Genomic DNA, 21,237 nt, shown 5'->3' on the forward strand with positions numbered 1-21,237 from the left:
AATGTATGTTCGATTATAAACATATCTTGTGTAAAGTTTTCAAGAGGGATATTCCATTAATTATTTTGGTTTAAAAGTTAAAGTGACTTTTTTCTTTGGAACATCTATTTTGTAAATTGCGGAATAATTCTCATTTTCAAAAGTGTAAGATGGATCAGCATCTCTTGTCGCATCATTCAAATCACTTTCTTCAAATCCTAAAGTTTGTAATACTTTATATGCTGATAAAGTTCCTTTGCTTGGCATCTCAATTATCCCAGATTCATTTTCAATGAAATCTTCAGTTAATACTATCTTATATAATTCATTATCCTTGTTGAAGTGACCAATAACAGAATATCCTTTTTGACTATCATACAAATCTGTTTCAGCAGCAAAAACATTTGAATATCCATTATTATTCGGGACAGGATGAATATTTTCATTAAATAAAGATGGCTTTTTTATTTTTTCATCGGGACTTTTCTTTATAAAAGAATTATATGTACTTACAAATTCATCTGTTGAAATCTGAAAAGACTTTATATTCTCTTGTTTTGAAGGGGTTGAGCACCCGGTCATAAAAATAAAAATAATGTAAGTAACAGCAGTGATTTTTTTCAATTTATACTCTCCTAAGTAATTATTTCCCTGGATCATTTTATCATATTTTGAAGTGCGATTCCTTTGAAAATTTTAAGGGTTTGGATGTAGAAGTGTTATAATTTTCTTAAGTTTGTTTTGGGGGAGATTGAATGTATTTTCAAAAAGAAACGCCAAATGAAATCATCAAATATGACGATTATCCTTATAAGGTTTACACGAGGGTTTCTACAGATCGAGACGAACAAATTAGTTCTAAAGAAAACCAGATCGACGTTTGCAGGTACTGGATCGAGCAACATAATTATGAATGGGATGACCGTTCTGTTTTGTTAGATGATGGTATCAGCGGAACCGTCCTTGAAGATAGGGCAGCCATGAAATACATTTTTTCATTGGCGGAAAAGAAAGAAATAAAGATGGTGATTTTTAAATCTATCACACGTCTTGCTCGAGATCTGAAAGACGCTTTATATATCAGAGAAATTTTGGTTTCTAATGGGGTTCGAGTAGTGACTCTTGAAGAGGACTATGACTCCCTTTACGAGAGTAAAGCGTCCATGAAATTTGAAATGTCTGCTCTGTTTGCGGAGCAGTTACCTAAGTCTATGTCAGTCAATATAAGTGGTGTACTTGCAGCAAAAGCAAGGCGGGGTGAACATTCTGGTCGAGTGCCCTACGGTTATATGAAAGAGGGTAAACACCTTGTAATTAACGAAAATGAAGCTCAAGTTATTAGATTAATTTTTCACCTCTATAATAAAGAGGGCTTGGGCCATAAAAGGGTTACATACGCTTTGCAAGAAAAATGTAAGCTAGGTGAAATACCACCTCCAAAAAAACGTAGTAATTGGCAGCTTACAACAGTTCAAACCATTTTGAGAAATCCTATATATTGCGGTGTGCATATAGCCAATAGGCATACTACAATAAAAGTTGATGGGCGAAAAAAATTCATTCGGAACCCGCCCGAAAAATGGACTGTTTACGAAGACTTTTGCCCGCCGATTGTCTCAAGAGAGGATTGGGAAAAAGCAAATAATAAACTGACTGTCAATAAAAAAACTAAATTCACACCGTGGAATGAGTTGAGACAATTACTTATTTGTGGTAAATGTGGTTCTAATATGGTGATTATCCAAACAAGCAGAGCCAAACAAAATGGTGAAAAAACGTATTGGAAATACGTTAAATGCAGTAATTACAGAAGAGCTGGTCAAGAAGGTTGTGTTAACCATGTTCCAATTACTTATGAAGAGGTCAGGGACTTAGTCATTGAAAATCTAATCGAATTCTCCAAGGATATATCACATGATTACAGAAAAAATGCAATTGAACAAAAAGAAAAACAAATGAAGTCTGTTAAAGTAGAGTTGAAATCTTTAGAAACACAGAATAAAAGATTGCTGGAACTTTACTTAGAAGATCAGATTATTTCAAAAGCCGAGTTCCAAACAAAGCGCAATGAAATTCAATCTAATATAATTAAACTTGAACAGAGTTTATTTTCCTTACAGCAGGTCCATGATGAGAAAAGTTCAATGATGGAAATGCAAGCGGTTCTTCGAGAGCTTGAAGACAAAGAGAAAGATTTAAAGCATGTGTTCGATAAGCTCATTGATCATATTGTTATTCACCCAAACGGAAAAATGAATTTTCATTATAGATTTAAATGATCCTGTAAGTTATACTCATTTGTAAAAGGTATGCATAACAAATGCCATGCAAAAGCTAGGAGTCAAAGGCCGTTCACAGGCCGTAGTCGAGCTTCTGCGTATGGGTGAGCTAGAGCTCTAAAGTCAGCCGGTTTTCCTTCCATATCGGGAAGGAACCGGTTATTTCTATATGGTTTCCATGAGTCTCTTCTTGCATTTTCTTTGAAAAACGAGGAAAATAGACATGTACGTTTTAATCAAAGTGAGATGCTATAGTGAGGTATCAATAAAATGGAAACGAATGAGTCTGGCCATGTTGCAGAGATTGAAAAATCATTGCGCCACATTGCTGCAATTATTAAGCAAAAAGGCAGAGAAATCCTGAATCAATATACAATTACACCTCCACAATTCATCGGGCTTCAGTGGCTCTATGAATTCGGAGATATGACAATAGGTGAGCTGTCACAAAAGATGTATTTGGCTTGCAGCACAACCACTGATTTAATTGATAGAATGGAAAAAAGTGAACTTGTCGAACGGGTGAAAGATCCATCTGACCGCCGCGTGGTTCGCATTCATTTATTGCCTGAAGGCGAGAGGATCATTCAAGAAGTGATTGCTAAACGCCAAGAATACGTCAGTGAACTTCTAGGGGCTTTCTCAGAAGAAGAAGCCATCGTTTTCAACCAATCCTTAACGAAACTACAGCAGCAAATGAAAAGAAAATGAGGCGATTTTGTTGGATCAACCAATCGGCGTCATTGATTCCGGCGTCGGCGGTTTAACCGTTGCAAAGGAAATCATGAGACAACTGCCAAAAGAAAACATCATTTATGTAGGCGATACAAAACGATGTCCATATGGCCCTCGTAAAGAAGAAGAAGTTCTTCAATATACTTGGGAAATGGCGCACTACTTATTAAAACACCACCATATTAAAATGCTCGTCATTGCGTGCAACACAGCAACAGCGATCGCACTGGACGAAATCAAAGCAACGCTTGATATTCCGGTCATTGGTGTCATTCAGCCCGGCGCCCGTACAGCGATCAAGGTGACAAACAATCAGCACATTGGCGTTATTGGCACAGTCAATACGATCAAAAGCGAGGCATACAAAGAAGCGCTGCTGTCACTAAAAGCAGGTCTAACGGTTCAAAGCCTGGCGTGTCCGCTCCTTGTCCCATTTGTGGAAAGCGGTACGTTTTTAGATCAGACAGCAGAGGCAGTGGTGAAAGACTCCCTTGAACCAATGAAAGAAACAGGGATTGATACACTTATTCTGGGCTGCACACACTATCCGATTTTAAAAGAGCCGATTCAGCGCTTTATGGGCAGTGAAGTAAACATCATTTCATCAGGGGATGAGACAGCGAGAGAAGCGAGTACGATTCTTTCATATAAAGGGCTGTTAAATACCTCTAAAGAAGCACCTGTCCATACATTTTACACAACAGGACAGCAGCAAAATTTCCAAAACATCGCTCGTGACTGGTTTGGCTACCTGCCAGGAAAGGTCGAAACCGTGTCACTTGAACACATCTACCAGCAATAACCCCTTCTACTTGAAGCGGGTTATTTTTTTATGAAAAGGGTCTAATCCTCTGATGGAGCTCGTATACATAGTAGTACAAACTACTAGAGGAGGGTGAAGTATGCTGAAAAAAGGATCTACAGCAGCTGTTACGTGTATCGCGTCAGCCATGCTTTTGTCAGGATGCGGATTGTTTCAAACAGACCAAGCGAAAACAGAGATTGATCCACCACAAAACGTCACATATGTGAAAGAAGATAAACAAACAGCCAAAGAAGGAAAAGAAGAGAAGCAGGCTGATACAGTCATGAGAGAATTATATTTAATTGATAAAAACGGGTATGTCGTATCTCAATCCATTCCGCTGCCGAAAAATGAAGGAAGTGCCAAACAAACCCTTGAATATCTCGTGGACGGGGGACCTATTTCTAACTTAATGCCGAACGGATTCAGAGCAGTGTTGCCTGCGGACACGAGCGTATCTGTCGATATTAAAGATGGAACGGCGATTGTGGATTTTTCAAATGAATTTAAAAACTATAAAAAAGAAGACGAACAGCGAATCCTGCAATCTGTTACTTGGACGTTAACACAGTTTGATTCCATAGCCAAAGTCAAATTGAAGATGAATGGACATGAACTAAAAGAAATGCCTGTGAACGGTACACCTATCTCAGATGATTTAAGCAGAGAAGACGGGATTAATATTCAGCACGAGGCTGCCGCTGATATGACTTCAACAAAGCCTGTTACTGTCTACTATTTAGCTGAATCTGATGAACAGACCTACTACGTTCCGGTCACCACAAGAGCACCAAAAGACGAGGATGATCCGATTACAGCAGCAATTGATGAGCTCGTCTCTGGACCAAGCAAAAAAAGCCATCTGCTTACAGACTTTGACCAAGATGTGAAGCTGAATGATGTACCAAAAGTAAAAGATGGACATGTGACACTTGATTTTAATGAATCTATTTTTGGCAGTGCAGATGAAAAGAAAAAGGTGATTTCACAAAAAGTTCTTAATAGTATTGTGCTCACATTAACAGAGATGCCGGACGTCAAAAGCGTATCTGTTAAGGTCAACGGCAAGGCTGAGCTTGTGAACGAAAAAGGAGCAGAGCTCACAAAGCCGGTTTCACGACCAGAACAAGTGAATACAGGTAGTTTTTAACGTCACACATTGATATAATGGAGAAAAAGAGGCATGCATATTCGCTGCCTCTTTTTTATTCCAAGCGGTTAGAACAAGCCGAGGTTGTCAAAGTTAGTAGGAGAACCCCGCTGGCATACGCGCGGAATGTATATCGTAACGGAGGTAAAACATGAGATTAGATGAAAGACAATATGACGAATTGAGAAAAATTGAAATAGAGGCAGGCTACATCACGCACCCAGAAGGCTCTGTCTTAATCTCAGCGGGAAATACGAAGGTGATTTGTAACGCATCGATCGAAGACCGCGTACCTCCTTTTTTAAGAGGAGAAGGAAAAGGCTGGATTACAGCAGAATATAGCATGCTTCCAAGAGCAACCGCACAAAGAACGATAAGAGAATCATCTAAAGGAAAAGTCACAGGACGTACGATGGAGATTCAGCGTTTAATTGGACGAGCACTCCGCGCAGTCGTTGACTTAGAAAAGCTTGGCGAACGCACGATTTGGATTGATTGTGATGTCATTCAAGCAGACGGCGGTACACGCACAGCGTCCATCACAGGTGCTTTTGTTGCCATGACACTCGCGATTCAAAAGCTGCGAGCTGAAGGAGTCATCAAAGAAAACCCGATTACTGATTATTTAGCGGCGATATCCGTCGGAATTGATTCTCAGCAAGGTCTTCTGTTAGATTTAAACTATGAAGAAGATTCTTCTGCTGAAGTAGATATGAATGTCATCATGACAGGCGCTGGACGCTTTGTTGAACTTCAAGGAACAGGTGAAGAAGCGACATTCTCAAGAGAACAGCTAAACGGACTGCTTGATTTAGCCGAAAAGGGCATCAAAGAATTAATCGAAATGCAAAAAGCAGTAACAGGAGAAGTCATCGAATAAAGAGAAGGGTTTGATCAGGATGAAAACAGCCATCATTGCAACGCACAATGCGGGCAAAGCGAAAGAATTCAAAGCCATTCTTGAGCCAAAAGGATTCACGGTCAAAACACTAGCAGACATCGGCTTTACTGAAGAGATTGAAGAAACAGGACAAACCTTCGAAGAAAATGCCATCATCAAAGCGGAGGCTATTCAAGCCAAAGCAGGTGAAATGGTCATTGCAGACGATTCCGGTCTGTCGATTGATTATCTAGGCGGGAAACCTGGCGTGTATTCAGCGAGATACGCAGGTGAGCATAAAGATGATGCGGAGAATGTGGAAAAAGTGCTGAGCGAACTTCAAGGCATTGAAAAAGAAGACCGCACAGCCAGATTCAGATGTGCCCTTGCTGTCAGTATACCGGGAAAAGAAACAAAAACGGTAGAAGGATCAGTAGAAGGCTTCATTGCAGAAAAACCAATCGGCGAAAATGGCTTCGGATACGACCCAATTTTCATAGTCAAAGACAAAGACCAGACGATGGCCGAGTTATCACCAGAGGAGAAAAACAAGATCAGCCATCGAGCGGTCGCGCTTCAAAAGCTTTCATCACTGCTAGACGCAAATGAATAAGGGGGAATGAAGCCATGAAGATACTCATTATTAGTGACAGTCATGGACTCACAGACGAACTTCAAACCATTGCCAAACGGCATGAGGCTGAAGTCGACATGATGATCCACTGCGGAGATTCAGAACTCGAAACGAACCACCCAGCACTCGAAGGATACAAAGTCGTCAAAGGAAATTGTGACTTTATGGGCGATTTTGAAGAAGAGCTCCTGCTCCCACTTGATGGAGGCGGAAAACTATTTCTCACTCACGGACATCTGCATGGCGTCAAACAATCCTTACTTCAAGTCTACTACCGTGCAGAAGAGCTAGGCGCAGACATTATCTGCTTTGGTCACTCGCACATTCCAGGCAGTGAACTGCTAAGAGGAAAACTCCTCATTAACCCTGGCAGCGTACACTTGCCAAGAGTGCGAAAAGAGCGCAGCTATGCTATACTGACACTAGATGGAAGCGAAGCAAACGTACAGTTTTTCACGGACGAAGGTCAGGTCATACAAGATCTCGAAAACACTGTCACATTGGAAGGTATTTCATAAGGGTGCAGCATTTGCCCCTTATGAAAAAACTTTCGAAAAACCGTTGACTTTAAAGAACAATAGTAATATAATAAATCTTGTCGCTGAGGTAATACACCACAGCATATTACATAACAACATGTCCCAGTAGCTCAGCAGGATAGAGCAACGGCCTTCTAAGCCGTCGGTCGGGAGTTCGAATCTCTCCTGGGACGTACTAAGTTAAAAGCCTGAAACCCTTTATTATCAAGGGTTTCAGGCTTTTTTGTTCTTTGGAACTTAAGTTCGTAACTCGCTCCAAAACAGGGTTTTGGAGCGGGTTGGGAGCGGATTTATTTTTAAGTATTTCCGTTCCCTGTTTTTGTATCAAAGAAGCTATCAAAATGGGTGGCTGATTTTTGATCAGTTTCTTCGATGACATGGGCGTAAATTGACATAGTTGTATCCATTTTTGTATGCCCTAACCGTTCCTGAATAACTGCGATTTATTTAAATGATTGGATAATTCAGTTCATAATTTGGGTAGCAATAATAAGGCGGTCTACGTCCAATTTCAGACATTGGCCATGAATCCTCCATATAAACCATAGTAACTTTTTTCATTGAATGATTCACAAGTAATAACTCTACTTCTGGATTAAATTCATATCTCAATGCAATGACCTCCTTATATTAGGAATGTGTGGATTCCCCACCGTCAACATGCAGCACTTGACCTGTAACAAAACGTGAATCATCAGAAGCAAGATAAACAAATGTTGGTGCGAGTTCAAATGGATGTGCAACTCGTTCCATTGGGTTAAATGCTCCATATACAGCCACTTGGTCTGACGAGAAGCTTGCTGCAATGAGCGGCGTCCAGATTCGACCTGGAGCAACAGCGTTTACACGAATTCCTTGTTTTACAACATTTTTAGCCAAAGCACGTGTCCAACCAACAATTGCACCTTTTGTGGCTGTATAATCAATCATTTGTTGTTCACCTACATACGTTACGACTGAAGAAGTACCGATAATAGAACTGCCTGGTTTTAAGTAAGGAAGCGCTGCCCTGGTTGTGTAAAAATGTGAGTATATGTTGACTTTAAAGGTGTCATCGAATTGTTCGTCTGTAATGTCAAGAAGGCTTGGTTGTTGAAATTGGATACCAACGTGGTTACATAGAACATCTAGACGTCCGAAGGTTTTTACTGTTTTCTCTACAATGGTGATACATTGCCTTTTATCTCGCAAGTCTCCTGGCATCAATAAACAACGTTGCCCGAGTTCTTCGATTCTTGCTTTTGTTCTATTAGCATCTTCGTGTTCATCTAAGTATGCAATTGCAACGTCAGCACTTTCCTTTGCGAAGGCAATGGCTACGGCTGCACCAATACCACTATCCCCTCCTGTAATAAGAGCAACTTTTCCCGCTAACTTACCACTCCCTTTGTAATTTGTATTTTCAATAATTGGAAGTGGTACCATTAAACCTTCTACACCAGGATGACGAAGTTGACGTTGTTCAGGTAAATTAATTGGGATTTCTTCATAGCGTGTGATTTTTCCGTAATTAGGGTACATGGGATAAGGTTGAGTTTTCATTTTCTCTAGAAACTTCTGTTGCATTTGTTTTATTTGTTGCAACTTACGCTCATCAGATTCTTGTGTCATTGAATTCCCTCCAAATGTACTTATTCCCTTTTAATATCTATGTTGTTTACTGCTAATCCAAGTATTAATATTTCAGTAAGCTCTCATGAGTAGGTTGAACGGATTAAATAGGGGAAATAAAGCAGGAAGAAAAGGCCAAATAGAGAAAAGTACCATAATTCCAAATGCTTCAGAAAAACAATGAAAGGAATGATTACTTGTACAGCATCAATCCAAGTCACCTGTTATATAAAAATAGAGAGACAACAAGCAGTCAAGAGAGTGATCAATTATTCGCTAAACAGTTAGGTTATATCGAGATCACGGGCGGTCATATTGTTGCCTGTGATCCTTTTGTTTCAGGTATGGACCAATCTTTTACGAGGAAGGTTGCTCTAGGGAAATATCCTATTATACTTGTAGTTAAGCGGTTGGAAAACGGAGACGAACGAGTAGCCTATGCAATGATCAAGTTTACAAACGAGCAAGCAACAGAATGGGAGCTTGCTACAAGAATAGGGCAAGAACTCAATCAATTAAAAGAAGAAGAGTTCTGTGGCTACGGTGTAAATAAGGTTATGGGCTGCTTTATGGATGCGGAGTCAGCTATATATCTTCAAGCGTATGAGGATAAGCGATATAAAGAGGACAATGATTTTTATCTTTACGAGGAATTTGAAGAAGCTCTTGCGCAAAACTACAAGCACACATGGGGCTGGCTCGTCACCCGTTTTCATGACAAGGTGGACATTGCCAGGTTTACAACAGGTTTCGGTGACGGGATGTACCCGAGTTTTTGGGGATGGATGAAAACGGAGAACCTGCTTGCCTAGTGACAGACTTTCTAATAATGGATTGATGAGAAGCCCATGAAATCATGGGTTTCTTTATTGTTCTTTGATTATAGACTTAGGCAGTTTTTGATTAAACCTATTATTTTAAGCGACTCTATAGTAAGTCACTTTTCCGATGCTTTTTTCTATTAATTTCTCTTTAAAAAATTCAATGATTCTATAAAAATAAAAAAACGCTCCGATAATGAAGAAGTAAGATAATGAAAAGGGAGTGTTATTTTTGAAAAAATGGATCGTCATGATGTTACTAGTAATCCTTTCATTCACGCAGTCAGTTCAAATGGTACATGCAGCTAAGGATGAATGGAATCAATTAGCTGATTTGCCAACAGCAAGAGTGGGAGCTGTAGCTAATGCTGTAGATGGGAAAATTTATGTAATTGGTGGCTATAATGCTCTTAATGAAACATTAGAGTATAACCCTTCTACTAATCAATGGACGAAAAAGAAAGATATGCCTAGTGGGAGAGGAGGAGCAGCATCTGTTGTTGTAGGGTCTAAAATTTATGTTCTAGCAGGCAATCACCAAAAGTCATTCGATAAATTTGAAGTGTACGATACAAAAAAAGACGAATGGAAAGTTTTAACTGATATTCCTTTTGAAAGTCCTTCTAAAGGTGCTTATAATGTTCAAGCTGGTGTTATGGGAGATAAAATTTATGTATTAGGTGGCAATGAATTTTTTAGTTATGATCTAACAGAAAACAAATGGAAAAAGGAAGCTTCACCATCATTTAAAACACAAAGAGCAATTGGTCTAGTTTTGAAAGGGAAGTTCTATATTATTGGAGAAAACAATAATAGTGAAATTTTTGAATTTGATGCTTCTAATGATAGTTGGTCTGCAAAAAAAGGAGGATTTAAAAAAGTATATCTGAGTGGAGTTACTTATAAAGACAATATGATTTTACCAGGCATTTCACCTAATAGATTATATGTCTATAATGCTGAAAAAGAAGAAATGGTGAAAGTAGTTGTACCTAACAATGATATTCGTGTTGGTGCTTCATCAGTTATTATTGGGGATATGTTATATGTAATAGGAGGGCGTGAATATAATATAAACTTGAATTATACTGATATTGCTGATAAAAACTATAAATCTGTTATCTCTATTTCTTTAAAAGACTTGGAACTTCCATCAACCACACCCGGTGACAAAGATCCAGAACCGACAACACCACCAAAAGATGATTCTACAAATCCAGGAGACAAAGACCCAGAACCAACAACACCACCAAAAGACGATACAACAAATGAAGACGGTGATGCCCTTCTAATCATCACAATGGTCAATGGCTTACAGAAAGAGTATGACCTTTCAATGAAAGAAGTCAACGCCTTCCTATCCTGGTACAAAAAGCGTGATGCAGGAGAAGGTCCAGGTTTTTATGAAATTGATGAGCATGACAATAACAAAGGTCCATTTGAAAGTAAAAAGGATTATGTAGTGTTTAAAAACATTCTCATGTTCGAAGTCAATAAATATAAGAAGTAATTGAAATCAAAGCCATCTAGTCAACTAGGTGGCTTTTGCGTTAGTTCGACAGCTTTCAGCAATTTTAAGGCAAATTTAAGATCGGATTTCATTTCAAATGTATTAAATCTTTGTTACAATAAGACAGCTTTGCTCAAAAGAGACATTCCAAGGTTCGACATTTTTTTAGCAATTCTTAAAAATTTTATGTTTGATATGAAACTCTTTTGATGATCCATGCGTCTCTATAAGTGTCAAAAGAAAAGAGGTTATCAATATGCTATTCAAAAAGCTATCAGAAAATAAGTCTGTAAAATGGATAGGATATACAAGTTTTTACTTACTTATTTTGCTATTATTGTTCTTTATTTACGGATTCCACACAGCAAATACGGGATCATTCATTTACAACGATTTTTAATTGGAGATTAAACTATGAAACTATTACACACGATTCATGAATACCAGCAAACAAAACCAACACAGTCAGCATTTGTTTCTCAAGATGCGTCGATCACATATGATGAGCTTTGGCATTTATCAGACCAAATGGCTGGTGCGATTGATGCAGTCGTAACAGATAGTGCACCTGTCATTGTCTACGGTCATATGGAGCCAGAGATGCTGATTTCTTTCTTAGGCAGTGTAAAATCAGGCAGACCTTATATTCCGGTCGACATCTCGATACCTGTCGAGCGCATCGTCTCAATCATTGAAAGCTCAAAAGCCAGTCTATTGATATGTGCAAATGAGCAGAATGTATTAGATGTAGAAGAGCACATTGAAGTGAAAAGTGCGGCATCGCTTTTAGCACTTGAAAAAGAAGCACCGCCATCCACGCAGTGGGTTCAACAAGATGATGTTTTCTACATTATTTATACGTCTGGCAGTACCGGAAAACCGAAAGGCGTTCAGGTAACAGCCAATAATTTAGAAAGCTTTACAGAGTGGATGTGCCGCGACTTCCCAATTGGTGAGGGACGCACATTCTTAAATCAAGCACCATTTTCTTTTGACTTATCAGTGATGGATCTCTATCCAGCGCTTCAATCAGGTGGCACGCTTTACTGTTTAGTAAAAGAACTCGTCAACAAGCCAAAGGATATGTTTGCAGCACTTGGTCAATCTGACGTTGAAGTGTGGACATCAACACCATCCTTTGTACAAATGTGCTTAATGGACCCTTCCTTTACAGGAGAGCTTTTACCAGAGCTGAAAGTTTTCTTGTTCTGCGGTGAGGCGCTTCCTGTAGCTGTAGCAAGTGCACTTCTGGAGCGTTTTCCAAAGGCGCAGGTCTTTAATACGTATGGTCCAACTGAAGCAACTGTTGCGATCACATCGATTGAAGTCACGCAGGAGATTCTTGATCAGCACGATTCTTTACCAGTCGGCTATGCCAAACCTGATACAGATATCGTCATTTTAAATGAAGAAGGCAAGACACTTGCTGATGGTGAAAAAGGCGAAATTGTCATCGTGGGGCCAAGCGTTACGAGAGGCTACTTAGGTGAACAAGCCTTAACGGATAAAGTGTTCTTTGAATACGAAGGACGCCCTGCTTACCGCACAGGTGACGCAGGTGTGGCGCAGGATGGATTAATTACGTGCCATGGTCGTCTTGACTATCAAATTAAGCTTCATGGATATCGGATGGAGCTTGAAGAAATTGAATATCATGTAAGCGAGACAACCTATGTCAATGCTTGTGTGATTGTGCCATTCCAGCCAAACGGTCATGTCGAGTACTTGATTGCAGCGATTGTTCCAGCAGCTCATTCATTTGAAAAAGAGTATCAGCTGACAAGTGCGATTAAGAAAGAAATGGCGGATTCACTGCCAGCGTACATGATTCCAAGAAAGTTTGTCTATCTGGAGCAGCTGTACATGACACCAAACGGGAAGGTTGACCGTAAGAGAATTGCGAAAGAGGTTCTTCTATGATTCCGTTTAGTTCATTCTTTTTCTTCATTCTAATTGGTATTCTTCTTTTGCCGACAATCATTCTTGGTCTTCGCGGCAAAAGAATGCAGGGCTACAACATGTTTGCAACGGTTGTGGCACTCGCGCTTATTTTCTCAAAGGATGCACATGGCGCACTGCTGCTCTTCTTGTTCACGGTGTGGCAAGTCTTAATCATTCGCCTGTACCTTGCATACCGGTTAAAGGCGAATCAGGCATCCGTTTTCTATGCAGCAGTGGTGGCATCAATTTTGCCGCTTGTGCTGTCAAAGGTATTACCGTTCTTTTTAACTCATCACCCGCACCAGCCGCCGCCAATTAACTGGCTGAGCTTTTTGGGGATCTCGTACTTAACATTTAAAGGTGTTCAGTTAATTATCGAGACAAGAGACGGCTTGATTAAGAAGAAAATTCCGATTCATCGTTTGGTCTATTTCATTGTCTTTTTCCCGACGATTTCATCAGGTCCGATTGACCGTTACCGCCGATTTGAAAAAGATATGGATACACCGCCTGAAAAGGAAGCATACAGTGATCTTCTGTATTCCGGTATTCATAAAATTTTCATTGGCTTCTTATATAAGTTCATTATTGGTTATCTGATTCACACGTATATTCTGATGAATATTCATCACATTAGCAGCAGTCACTTTGTTCAGCAGTTAACGTATATGTATGCTTACAGCATGTATTTGTTCTTTGACTTTGCTGGATATACAGCATTTGCTGTAGGTGTGAGTTATATTATGGGCATTAAATCGCCAGAGAACTTTAATAAACCGTTTATCAGCCGCAATATTAAAGACTTCTGGAATCGCTGGCACATGTCCCTGTCCTTCTGGTTCAGAGACTACGTGTTTATGAGATTTGTGTTCTTTATGACCAAAAAGAAGTGGATCAAGAACCGTATGGCTGTATCAAATATCGGGTACTTTGTCCTCTTTCTATTGATGGGTGCTTGGCATGGTCTTGCCCTTCAATATATTATTTACGGACTATATCATGCAGTTGTCATGTCCGGTTACAATTTATTTGAGAAATGGAATAAAAAGCACAAGTGGTGGCCGGATAATAAGGTCACAATGGTTGTGTCAATCATTATTACATTCCATGTGATTTGTTTCGGATTTTATATTTTTTCAGGAAAACCATTTCATCATTAATCATTAAGGGAGTAGAAAATTATGGAATTTAAAAATCAAGTATACGGTATTATTGCAGAGGTTTGTCAGGATGACGTTGTGAAAGAAAATCCAGAGATTGCGATTTTTGAAGAAGGTCTTCTTGATTCATTTGGTACAGTAGAACTGCTTATGGCAATTGAAAGTCAACTCGGAATCACTGTTCCGATTACAGAATTCGATCGTGATGTGTGGGATACGCCGAATCATATTGCTGAGCAGCTGGCAGAGATGAAGTAATGAAAAAGCGTTTTTTTGGGCCGCTTATTTTAGCGGCTGTTCTATTCATTGGTGTTCTTCTTGTACCAAATGCATGGCTCTCACACCTGATCCCAAAAGATAAATTACAAAAGTCAGCCACAGAATTAGATCCAGGGATGTTTCAAGGGCTTTATTTACAAGATGAAATGCTAAAAGATCCAACTTATTTGCCGATCTATGGATCTTCTGAACTATCACGTTTTGATCCATATCACCCTTCGAATTTCTTTCATGAGAATCCTCAAGGGTTTACACCTTATCTTATTGGAAAAGGTGGATCGCAATCATTAATTCATGCGATGAACTTTGCAGCGCATATGGATGAATTAAAAGGGAAGAAGCTTGTATTTATCGTGTCCCCGCAGTGGTTTGTGAAATGGGGATCTGACGAGAATCACTTTGCACCTAACTATTCAGCACTTCAAGCGCTGAATCTCGCCTATAATAAAGAAATTGATCCAACTGTGAAAAAAGAGCTGATTAAAAGAATCATGAAGTTTAAAGCAGTCAAAAACGACATGGTGATTACAGAGCTTTTTAAAGCAGAGCTATCTGGAAACAAGTTCGCTTATGGCGCGATTTCTCCTATTGCGAAAATGTATTATGGCATGCTTCAAAAGAAAGACATGTACTATACGATTGGATCGGGGCATGAGCGCAAGCTTCAACCATCTCCTTCAGTCAAAGGAAAAACATGGGCTGAGCTTGAAAAAGAAGCGAGCATTTTTGGTGCGGAAAGAGCAGGGGACAACCCGTTTTATATTAATCAAAAACTGTTTGACCGCAAACTGAAACCGATCATGAAGAAGATGAAGGATTCCCGTGAAGGTCATTCTTATGCCGAATCACCAGAATATAAAGATTTTCAAATCATGCTGGATATTTTAAAACAGGCAGGGGCAAAGCCTTTGTTTGTAACGATTCCTGTCAACGGAAAGTGGTATGATTACACTGGTTTTCCGAAAGAAGGCCGTACAGGTTATTATGAAAAAATCAATCGTCAAATTCGAGATAATGGGTATGAAGTCGCAGATTTGACTAAGCATGAGTACGATCCATATTTCTTTAAAGATACGATTCATGTGTCTTATAAAGGATGGGTTTACATCGATAAGGCAATTGAAAAGTTTTACAAAGAGCAGTAGAAAGAGCAGCTTTCTGCTGCTTTTTGTTTGTCGAATCAGCGGATATCTTGTATAACTGAGGGAAAAGGGCTATGCTGTAGATGGAGGCGATATGATGAATCGTTCTGAGAAAAAAGAACTATTAAAGCGTTCGAAGAAGCATTTTAATGATCATGCCTTTTGGGAAAAGCTAAAAAAGACGGCACAAAAAGCTGGTGTCTCTCTAGTCTATGCTGTGCTATTACTTTACTATACATTGCAAAAACCCGAAGTGCCTGTCAAAGCAAAGACCTTGATTATTGGAGCACTCGGCTACTTTATCCTTCCACTTGACCTCATTCCTGATACATTGATTGGTGTAGGCTATACAGATGATTTAGGCGCCATTACATTTGCTCTGCTTCAAGTAGCAATGTACATTGATGATGATGTGAAAGGAAAAGCAAAAGACAGGCTGTCAAAATGGTTCGGCGAAAAAACCGATACGTCTTTGATTGATCAAAAGCTTGAGGATGGCGGTATGCCGTCTGCATAAAGAAAAGCCTCCGTTATTGGAGGCTTTAGCGTGTAGACAAACCCTCGCATTCTTTGTCAGGTCTGCGCTCCAGTGCTCACGAATGTTTCAATTCGCTCCGCTCCGGTGCTCGTCCTTCCGAGACTGCAAAGGTTTTCTATCACGCTTAAAAGAAGAAAAAGGGCTAAAATGATTTTCATTTTAGCCCTTTGTCAACAATCTGAAGCCTCCGTTATTGGAGGCTTTTTTCTTTTACCCTAAAAATTTCACGCAAACTGGATGAGGGACAGTGATGTCTGATTGTAAGACAGTGAGTCGTCCTGTTTCTTTGTCGCGTTTGTATAACACAAGGTTGCTAGATTCTTGGTTTGAACCGACGAGGAATTCTTCTGTTGGATCAAGCACAAAATCTCTAGGCCAGTTTCCTTCAGAAGAAGCAATCTCGACAAGGCTTAATTGGCCGTCAGCGTCTGCTTTAAAAATCGCAATGCTGTCATGACCGCGATTTCCTGCATAAACAAATTGGCCGTCTGAAGAGACATGAATGGCACTGCCTTGATTGTTCTCTGTAAAATCGCTTGGAATGGTCGTGATTGTTTGGATCTCTTCAAAATGACCATCTTCAAAGTAACGAAGCACAATGACCTCTGAGCTTAGCTCTGTCATGACATATGCCACAGGTTTCGTTGGGTGGAATGTGATATGACGAGGTCCGCTGCCTGGCTTTGTTTCAAATGTATGAGCAAGCTCAAGTTTGCCGTCTTCTTTCTTATACGTATAAATTCCATCTGTTCCAAGGTCAACAGCCACAGCAAATTGTTCATCTGGCGTGAGACCCATAAAGTGGGTGTGTGGCTTTTCCTGACGATCTTCGTTAGGGCCAGTTCCTTCATGCTGCGCCTGTGAGAGCGTGCGGATCACTGAGCCATTTTCAGCATCGATCTCATACATCTCTGCTGTTCCTTTATGATAGTTTGCTGTATACGCCGTTTTCGTTTGACTGTCCACGCTGACGTGACAAGGAGAAGCTCCAGCGGCAAGCTCTTGGTTGATGAAGTGAAGTTTGCCTGTTGTTGAATCAATTTGATACGCAGCAAGGCCGCCCTGTGATCCTTTTTTCACAACAGCATAAACAAACTTTTGATCCTCTGACACGGTTAAATATGTAGGATTTTCAAGCTCAGCAGCGACTTCTACTTGCTCAATCTGCTGCTTGTCCGTATTTAATGTAAACGTATAAACGCCTTTACTGTCTCCCTTTGTATAAGTACCGATATAACCTCTGATGTTAGCCATGTATTGCCCTCCTTCTATTAGATGCTCTCATTCTATCATAAATTCATAGGAAAACGCTTTAGAAAGGCATGCCAAAAGTAAAAACAAAGTCATTGAAATCTCACAATATTCATCAAAAATTATGTGAAAAAATATCACAAAAGTTTTCTCAAAAGAAAAGCGTTCATGTAAAGTAAATAAATTGAAGAAAAAATACAAAAAATTTTAAGTTTTTTCATTCCTTGTCTAGCAAAGGTGTAAGCGTATACATTTAATTTTGATTAGTCTAAATTGTCTAATAATTTTAAAAATGCTGTTGACACTGTATGGAAAGCGGCGTAAGATGGGTTCAACAAAAGCTAAACAAACACGCAGTGCAAGCGATTGACACATCAAAATAAAGTGTCTGAAAATTCAACTACTTTTTGTTTGAAAGAGAGGGTGCTCACTGAAAATGGAAGACCAAAAGGAACAGTGGATCTTTTTAAACGATGAACTCGTGAAAAAAGAGGATGCGAAAATTTCAGTTTACGATCATGGCTTTTTATATGGCGACGGTGTTTTCGAAGGGATTCGCGTGTATAACGGAAATATCTTTCGAATGAAAGAACATTTAGACCGCCTGTATGATTCCGCCAGATCCATTATGCTGAACATTCCATATTCACTTGAGGAACTCACGGAAAAAATGATTCATACAGTTGAAAGGAACGGCCTAAAGGATGCCTATATCCGCCTTGTCGTCTCAAGAGGAGCGGGTGATCTTGGATTAGATCCTAACAACTGCGGGAGAGCCAACACAGTGATCATTGTAGAGCCGCTGGCCATTTTTCCAAAGCACCTATATGAAACGGGTATTGACATTGTGACGGTTCCAACAAGACGAAATCGTCCAGATGTTCTTAGCCCAAAAGTGAAATCATTAAACTATTTGAATAACATTCTTGTCCGAATCGAAGCCCATATGGCCGGTGTGAGTGAAGCGCTGATGCTGAACGATCAAGGGTACGTGGCGGAAGGTTCTGCAGACAACGTGTTTATTTATAAAAAAGGCAAGCTTTATACACCGCCAGGTTATATCGGCGCACTTGAAGGCATCACAAGAAATGCCATCATGGAAATTGCAGAAGACTTAGGCTACGAAGTGAAAGAAGAACCTTTCACAAGACATGATGTGTATACTGCAGAAGAAGTATTTCTAACAGGAACCGCAGCCGAAGTCATCGCCGTTGTAAAAGTTGACGGCCGTACAATCGGTGAAGGGAAACCTGGGTTCCACACAAACAAACTTCTTGAACAATTCCGCAAGCGAGTAGTTGAAGAAGGAGAAAAAGTTGTTTTTACAGATGAAAACATTCATGCAAGTTAAATAGATATCGATAAACGTTGAAGAGGACTAGTAGCTTTAGAGTCAGTATCTACAGAGAGCCGGTGCTAGCTGGAAACCGGTGTTACTTTCTAAAGTGAACTCACCTCTGAGTGTCTGCTTGAAATGATAGTAGGGCAGGCCGAGTGACATTGCTCACTCGTTACCAAAATGGACGAAAGATGTCCATGAGACGGCAGCAGGGTTTGCCGTGAACAAGGGTGGTACCGCGAAAAACAAAGCTTTTTCGCCCCTTTGACCTAGTGAAAAGTAGTGTCATTGTGGGGTGAGAAGGCTTTTTTATATGGTCTCATATCTCTATCTTGAATGGAAAAGGGTGAAAGGACTTGACTGAAGCAAGACAAAGAGGAGGAAATCAAATGGGGACAAATGTACAAATGGAGACGGAAAAATCAAAAGCGCCACAAACGATGAACGGTGCACTCATGTTAATTGAAGCACTCAAAAGAGAAAAAGTAGAAGTCATTTTCGGCTATCCAGGCGGAGCAGTTTTACCAATCTACGATAAAATTTACGATTCTGGTTTATTTCATGTCCTGCCAAGACATGAGCAGGGAGCGATTCACGCAGCAGAAGGATACGCAAGAGTATCTGGTAAACCAGGTGTTGTCATTGCAACATCAGGGCCTGGAGCGACAAACCTTGTGACAGGAATTGCAGATGCGATGATTGATTCGCTTCCCCTAGTTGTATTCACAGGGCAGGTGGCAACGTCAGTCATTGGATCGGATGCTTTCCAAGAAGCAGATGTACTCGGCATCACAATGCCAATTACAAAGCACAGCTACCAGGTAAGAAATCCAGAGGAATTACCGGGTGTCATTAAAGAGGCATTCCATATTGCAACAACAGGCAGACCTGGTCCAGTATTGATCGATATTCCAAAAGATGTCGCAGGCATTGAAGGAACGTTTGAATATGACCAGCCAATTGATTTACCTGGTTATCAGCCAAAAGTAGAGCCGAACTATTTGCAAATTCGCAAATTGGTAGAAGCTGTCAGCAGAGCGAAGAAACCAGTTATTCTAGCAGGAGCTGGCGTTCTTCATGGCAAAGCATCTGAAGAATTAAGACAGTATGTAGAGCAGCAGCAAATCCCAGTCGCTCATACATTGCTTGGACTTGGCGGATTTCCGGCAAAGCATCCTCTTTTCCTAGGGATGGCTGGTATGCATGGCACATATGCAGCAAACATGGCTCTTCATCAATGTGACCTGCTCATTTCAATCGGAGCAAGATTTGATGACAGGGTAACAGGCAACCTCAATCATTTTGCGAAACATGCGAAGGTCGCTCATATTGACATCGACCCAGCGGAAATTGGTAAGAACATTCATACCCATATCCCGGTTGTTGGAGACAGTAAGCTCGTTCTTGAAGAACTGATCAAGCAAGACGGGAAGCAAGGGGAATCAGACGAATGGAAAAATCAATTAGATCAGTGGAAGGAAGAATATCCACTCTGGTACGTTGAAAACGAAGCTGAAGGTTTTAAACCTCAAAAGCTGATTGAATACATTCATCAATTCACAAAAGGTGAAGCCATTGTCGCAACTGATGTCGGACAGCATCAAATGTGGGCGGCACAGTTCTATCCATTTGAAAATGCAGATAAGTGGGTCACATCTGGAGGACTTGGCACAATGGGCTTCGGATTACCAGCAGCCATTGGCGCTCAGCTAGCTGATCAAGAGGCAACCGTTGTAGCAATTTTAGGAGACGGAGGTTTCCAAATGACCCTGCAAGAACTTGCCGTTATCCGTGAGCTGAACCTTCCAGTCAAAGTGATTGTACTCAATAATCACAGCCTTGGAATGGTAAGACAATGGCAAGAAATTTTCTACGAAGAACGCTACTCACATTCTAAATTTTCAGAGCAGCCAGACTTCGTAAAATTATCTGAAGCTTATGGCATTAAAGGAATCAGAATCTCATCAGACGAAGAGGCGAAAGAAAAACTCGAAGAAGCCTTAACCTCTAGAGAGCCTGTTTTCATCGATGTCAATGTAGCGAGAGATGAAAAAGTATTCCCGATGGTAGCACCGGGGAAAGGACTTCATGAGATGGTGGGGGTGAAACCTTGAAAAGAATTATTGTGTTGACTGTATTAAATCGATCAGGCGTACTGAACAGAATCACAGGCCTCTTTACCAAAAGACATTACAACATTGAAAGCATTACGGTCGGCCATTCTGAGATTCAAGATGTATCACGCATCACGTTCGTCGTCCATGTAGACCAAGAGAAAGACATCGAACAGCTGACAAAACAGCTGAACAAACAAATCGATGTTCTGAAAGTAACAGACATTACAAACCAATCAATCGTTCAGCGAGAGCTGGCTTTGATAAAAGTCGTATCTGCACCAGCATCTAGAATGGAGATCACGGGGGTCATTGAACCTTTTAGAGCTTCTATTGTAGATGTGAGCAGAGAGAGTGTCGTCATTCAGGTGACAGGTGAGTCTTCAAAAATTGAAGCACTCATTGAATTACTTAAGCCATACGGCATTAAAGAAGTCGCCAGAACTGGCACCACGGCCTTTGCGAGAGATAATCAGCAAAAGCCGCAAACAAATAAAACAATTTCAATTGTCTAAACAAAAGGAGAGAGT

21 protein-coding genes, 1 tRNA gene, 1 pseudogene and 1 other annotated feature are annotated in these 21,237 nt (G+C 40.2%); of the genes and pseudogenes, 20 read left to right on the forward strand and 3 right to left on the reverse strand.

Annotated elements, in window-relative coordinates:
• Positions 1-60: 60 nt before the first annotated feature.
• Entirely contained in the window at positions 61-603 is a 543-nt protein-coding gene (locus AC20OE_RS06235) for a hypothetical protein (RefSeq protein ID WP_486925164.1), read from the reverse strand.
• A 131-nt stretch (positions 604-734) separates the two neighbouring features.
• Here AC20OE_RS06235 and AC20OE_RS06240 point away from each other — a divergent pair, with 131 nt between their 5' ends.
• The 9 genes and pseudogenes from AC20OE_RS06240 (at position 735) to AC20OE_RS06280 (ending at position 7,174) form a co-directional block, all read left to right on the forward strand.
• The gene (locus tag AC20OE_RS06240) at positions 735-2,258 is read left to right on the forward strand and encodes a recombinase family protein (protein ID WP_487268739.1); all 1,524 of its coding nucleotides are present in this window, start codon (positions 735-737) and stop codon (positions 2,256-2,258) included.
• 34 nt (positions 2,259-2,292) lie between these two features.
• Positions 2,293-2,379 (forward strand): annotated as a pseudogene (gerE, locus tag AC20OE_RS06245) (spore germination transcription factor GerE); the annotation flags it as partial.
• Between the two features lie 149 nt (positions 2,380-2,528).
• Positions 2,529-2,969 (forward strand): MarR family winged helix-turn-helix transcriptional regulator, encoded by a 441-nt coding sequence (locus tag AC20OE_RS06250; protein ID WP_024423206.1) that lies wholly within the window; start codon positions 2,529-2,531, stop codon positions 2,967-2,969.
• Between the two features lie 7 nt (positions 2,970-2,976).
• Positions 2,977-3,795, forward strand: coding sequence for a glutamate racemase (gene racE / locus AC20OE_RS06255; RefSeq protein ID WP_099663515.1), 819 nt, complete (start codon positions 2,977-2,979; stop codon positions 3,793-3,795).
• A 100-nt stretch (positions 3,796-3,895) separates the two neighbouring features.
• Positions 3,896-4,948, forward strand: coding sequence for a GerMN domain-containing protein (locus AC20OE_RS06260; protein ID WP_099663514.1), 1,053 nt, complete (start codon positions 3,896-3,898; stop codon positions 4,946-4,948).
• 151 nt (positions 4,949-5,099) lie between these two features.
• The gene (gene rph / locus AC20OE_RS06265) at positions 5,100-5,828 is read left to right on the forward strand and encodes a ribonuclease PH (RefSeq protein WP_059375738.1); all 729 of its coding nucleotides are present in this window, start codon (positions 5,100-5,102) and stop codon (positions 5,826-5,828) included.
• Positions 5,829-5,838: 10 nt separating this feature from the next.
• Entirely contained in the window at positions 5,839-6,441 is a 603-nt protein-coding gene (locus tag AC20OE_RS06270; protein ID WP_162860205.1) for an XTP/dITP diphosphatase, read from the forward strand.
• A 14-nt stretch (positions 6,442-6,455) separates the two neighbouring features.
• Positions 6,456-6,980 (forward strand): YfcE family phosphodiesterase, encoded by a 525-nt coding sequence (locus AC20OE_RS06275; RefSeq protein WP_099663513.1) that lies wholly within the window; start codon positions 6,456-6,458, stop codon positions 6,978-6,980.
• 120 nt (positions 6,981-7,100) lie between these two features.
• Positions 7,101-7,174: transfer RNA gene (locus tag AC20OE_RS06280), tRNA-Arg, on the forward strand.
• Positions 7,175-7,631: 457 nt separating this feature from the next.
• Here the strand turns inward: AC20OE_RS06280 and AC20OE_RS06285 are convergent.
• Positions 7,632-8,612, reverse strand: coding sequence for an SDR family oxidoreductase (locus tag AC20OE_RS06285; protein ID WP_099663512.1), 981 nt, complete (start codon positions 8,610-8,612; stop codon positions 7,632-7,634).
• A 197-nt stretch (positions 8,613-8,809) separates the two neighbouring features.
• On the opposite strand from AC20OE_RS06285, the gene AC20OE_RS06290 reads away from it, so the two are divergent.
• From AC20OE_RS06290 to AC20OE_RS06325, 8 genes are all read left to right on the forward strand, one after another.
• On the forward strand, positions 8,810-9,424 hold the full coding sequence (locus AC20OE_RS06290; protein WP_180272421.1) for a DUF4241 domain-containing protein: 615 nt from the start codon (positions 8,810-8,812) through the stop codon (positions 9,422-9,424).
• Between the two features lie 232 nt (positions 9,425-9,656).
• Positions 9,657-10,943 carry a Kelch repeat-containing protein gene (locus AC20OE_RS06295; RefSeq protein WP_487268744.1) on the forward strand — a complete coding sequence of 429 codons (1,287 nt, stop codon included), beginning with the start codon at positions 9,657-9,659 and terminating at the stop codon, positions 10,941-10,943.
• Between the two features lie 250 nt (positions 10,944-11,193).
• Positions 11,194-11,343, forward strand: a complete 150-nt coding sequence (locus tag AC20OE_RS06300; protein WP_024427820.1) for a teichoic acid D-Ala incorporation-associated protein DltX — start codon at positions 11,194-11,196, stop codon at positions 11,341-11,343.
• 14 nt (positions 11,344-11,357) lie between these two features.
• The gene (dltA, locus tag AC20OE_RS06305; RefSeq protein ID WP_099663509.1) at positions 11,358-12,863 is read left to right on the forward strand and encodes a D-alanine--poly(phosphoribitol) ligase subunit DltA; all 1,506 of its coding nucleotides are present in this window, start codon (positions 11,358-11,360) and stop codon (positions 12,861-12,863) included.
• Positions 12,860-14,044 (forward strand): D-alanyl-lipoteichoic acid biosynthesis protein DltB, encoded by a 1,185-nt coding sequence (gene dltB, locus AC20OE_RS06310; RefSeq protein ID WP_059375721.1) that lies wholly within the window; start codon positions 12,860-12,862, stop codon positions 14,042-14,044. Before dltA ends, dltB begins: the two co-directional genes overlap by 4 nt.
• A gap of 21 nt (positions 14,045-14,065) precedes the next feature.
• Positions 14,066-14,302, forward strand: coding sequence for a D-alanine--poly(phosphoribitol) ligase subunit 2 (gene dltC / locus AC20OE_RS06315; RefSeq protein ID WP_024423191.1), 237 nt, complete (start codon positions 14,066-14,068; stop codon positions 14,300-14,302).
• Positions 14,302-15,468 carry a D-alanyl-lipoteichoic acid biosynthesis protein DltD gene (gene dltD / locus AC20OE_RS06320; RefSeq protein ID WP_039180447.1) on the forward strand — a complete coding sequence of 389 codons (1,167 nt, stop codon included), beginning with the start codon at positions 14,302-14,304 and terminating at the stop codon, positions 15,466-15,468. Before dltC ends, dltD begins: the two co-directional genes overlap by 1 nt.
• A gap of 94 nt (positions 15,469-15,562) precedes the next feature.
• Positions 15,563-15,982: a YkvA family protein gene (locus AC20OE_RS06325; RefSeq protein ID WP_034279788.1), complete on the forward strand. Its 420-nt coding sequence runs from the start codon at positions 15,563-15,565 to the stop codon at positions 15,980-15,982.
• A gap of 231 nt (positions 15,983-16,213) precedes the next feature.
• Here the strand turns inward: AC20OE_RS06325 and AC20OE_RS06330 are convergent, their stop codons facing one another.
• Positions 16,214-17,257: a lactonase family protein gene (locus AC20OE_RS06330; RefSeq protein WP_487268747.1), complete on the reverse strand. Its 1,044-nt coding sequence runs from the start codon at positions 17,255-17,257 to the stop codon at positions 16,214-16,216.
• Positions 17,258-17,690: 433 nt separating this feature from the next.
• On the opposite strand from AC20OE_RS06330, the gene ilvE reads away from it, so the two are divergent.
• From ilvE to ilvN, 3 genes are all read left to right on the forward strand, one after another.
• The gene (gene ilvE / locus AC20OE_RS06335) at positions 17,691-18,605 is read left to right on the forward strand and encodes a branched-chain-amino-acid transaminase (protein WP_039180440.1); all 915 of its coding nucleotides are present in this window, start codon (positions 17,691-17,693) and stop codon (positions 18,603-18,605) included.
• Between the two features lie 8 nt (positions 18,606-18,613).
• Positions 18,614-18,860 (forward strand) — a binding site (T-box leader).
• 122 nt (positions 18,861-18,982) lie between these two features.
• On the forward strand, positions 18,983-20,707 hold the full coding sequence (gene ilvB, locus AC20OE_RS06340; protein WP_025092480.1) for an acetolactate synthase large subunit: 1,725 nt from the start codon (positions 18,983-18,985) through the stop codon (positions 20,705-20,707).
• Positions 20,704-21,222, forward strand: a complete 519-nt coding sequence (gene ilvN / locus AC20OE_RS06345) for an acetolactate synthase small subunit (RefSeq protein ID WP_007501584.1) — start codon at positions 20,704-20,706, stop codon at positions 21,220-21,222. The genes ilvB and ilvN overlap by 4 nt, the downstream gene beginning before the upstream one ends.
• Positions 21,223-21,237 lie beyond the last annotated feature (15 nt).

It is taken from the genome of Bacillus sp. SRI_025, from assembly GCF_057592095.1.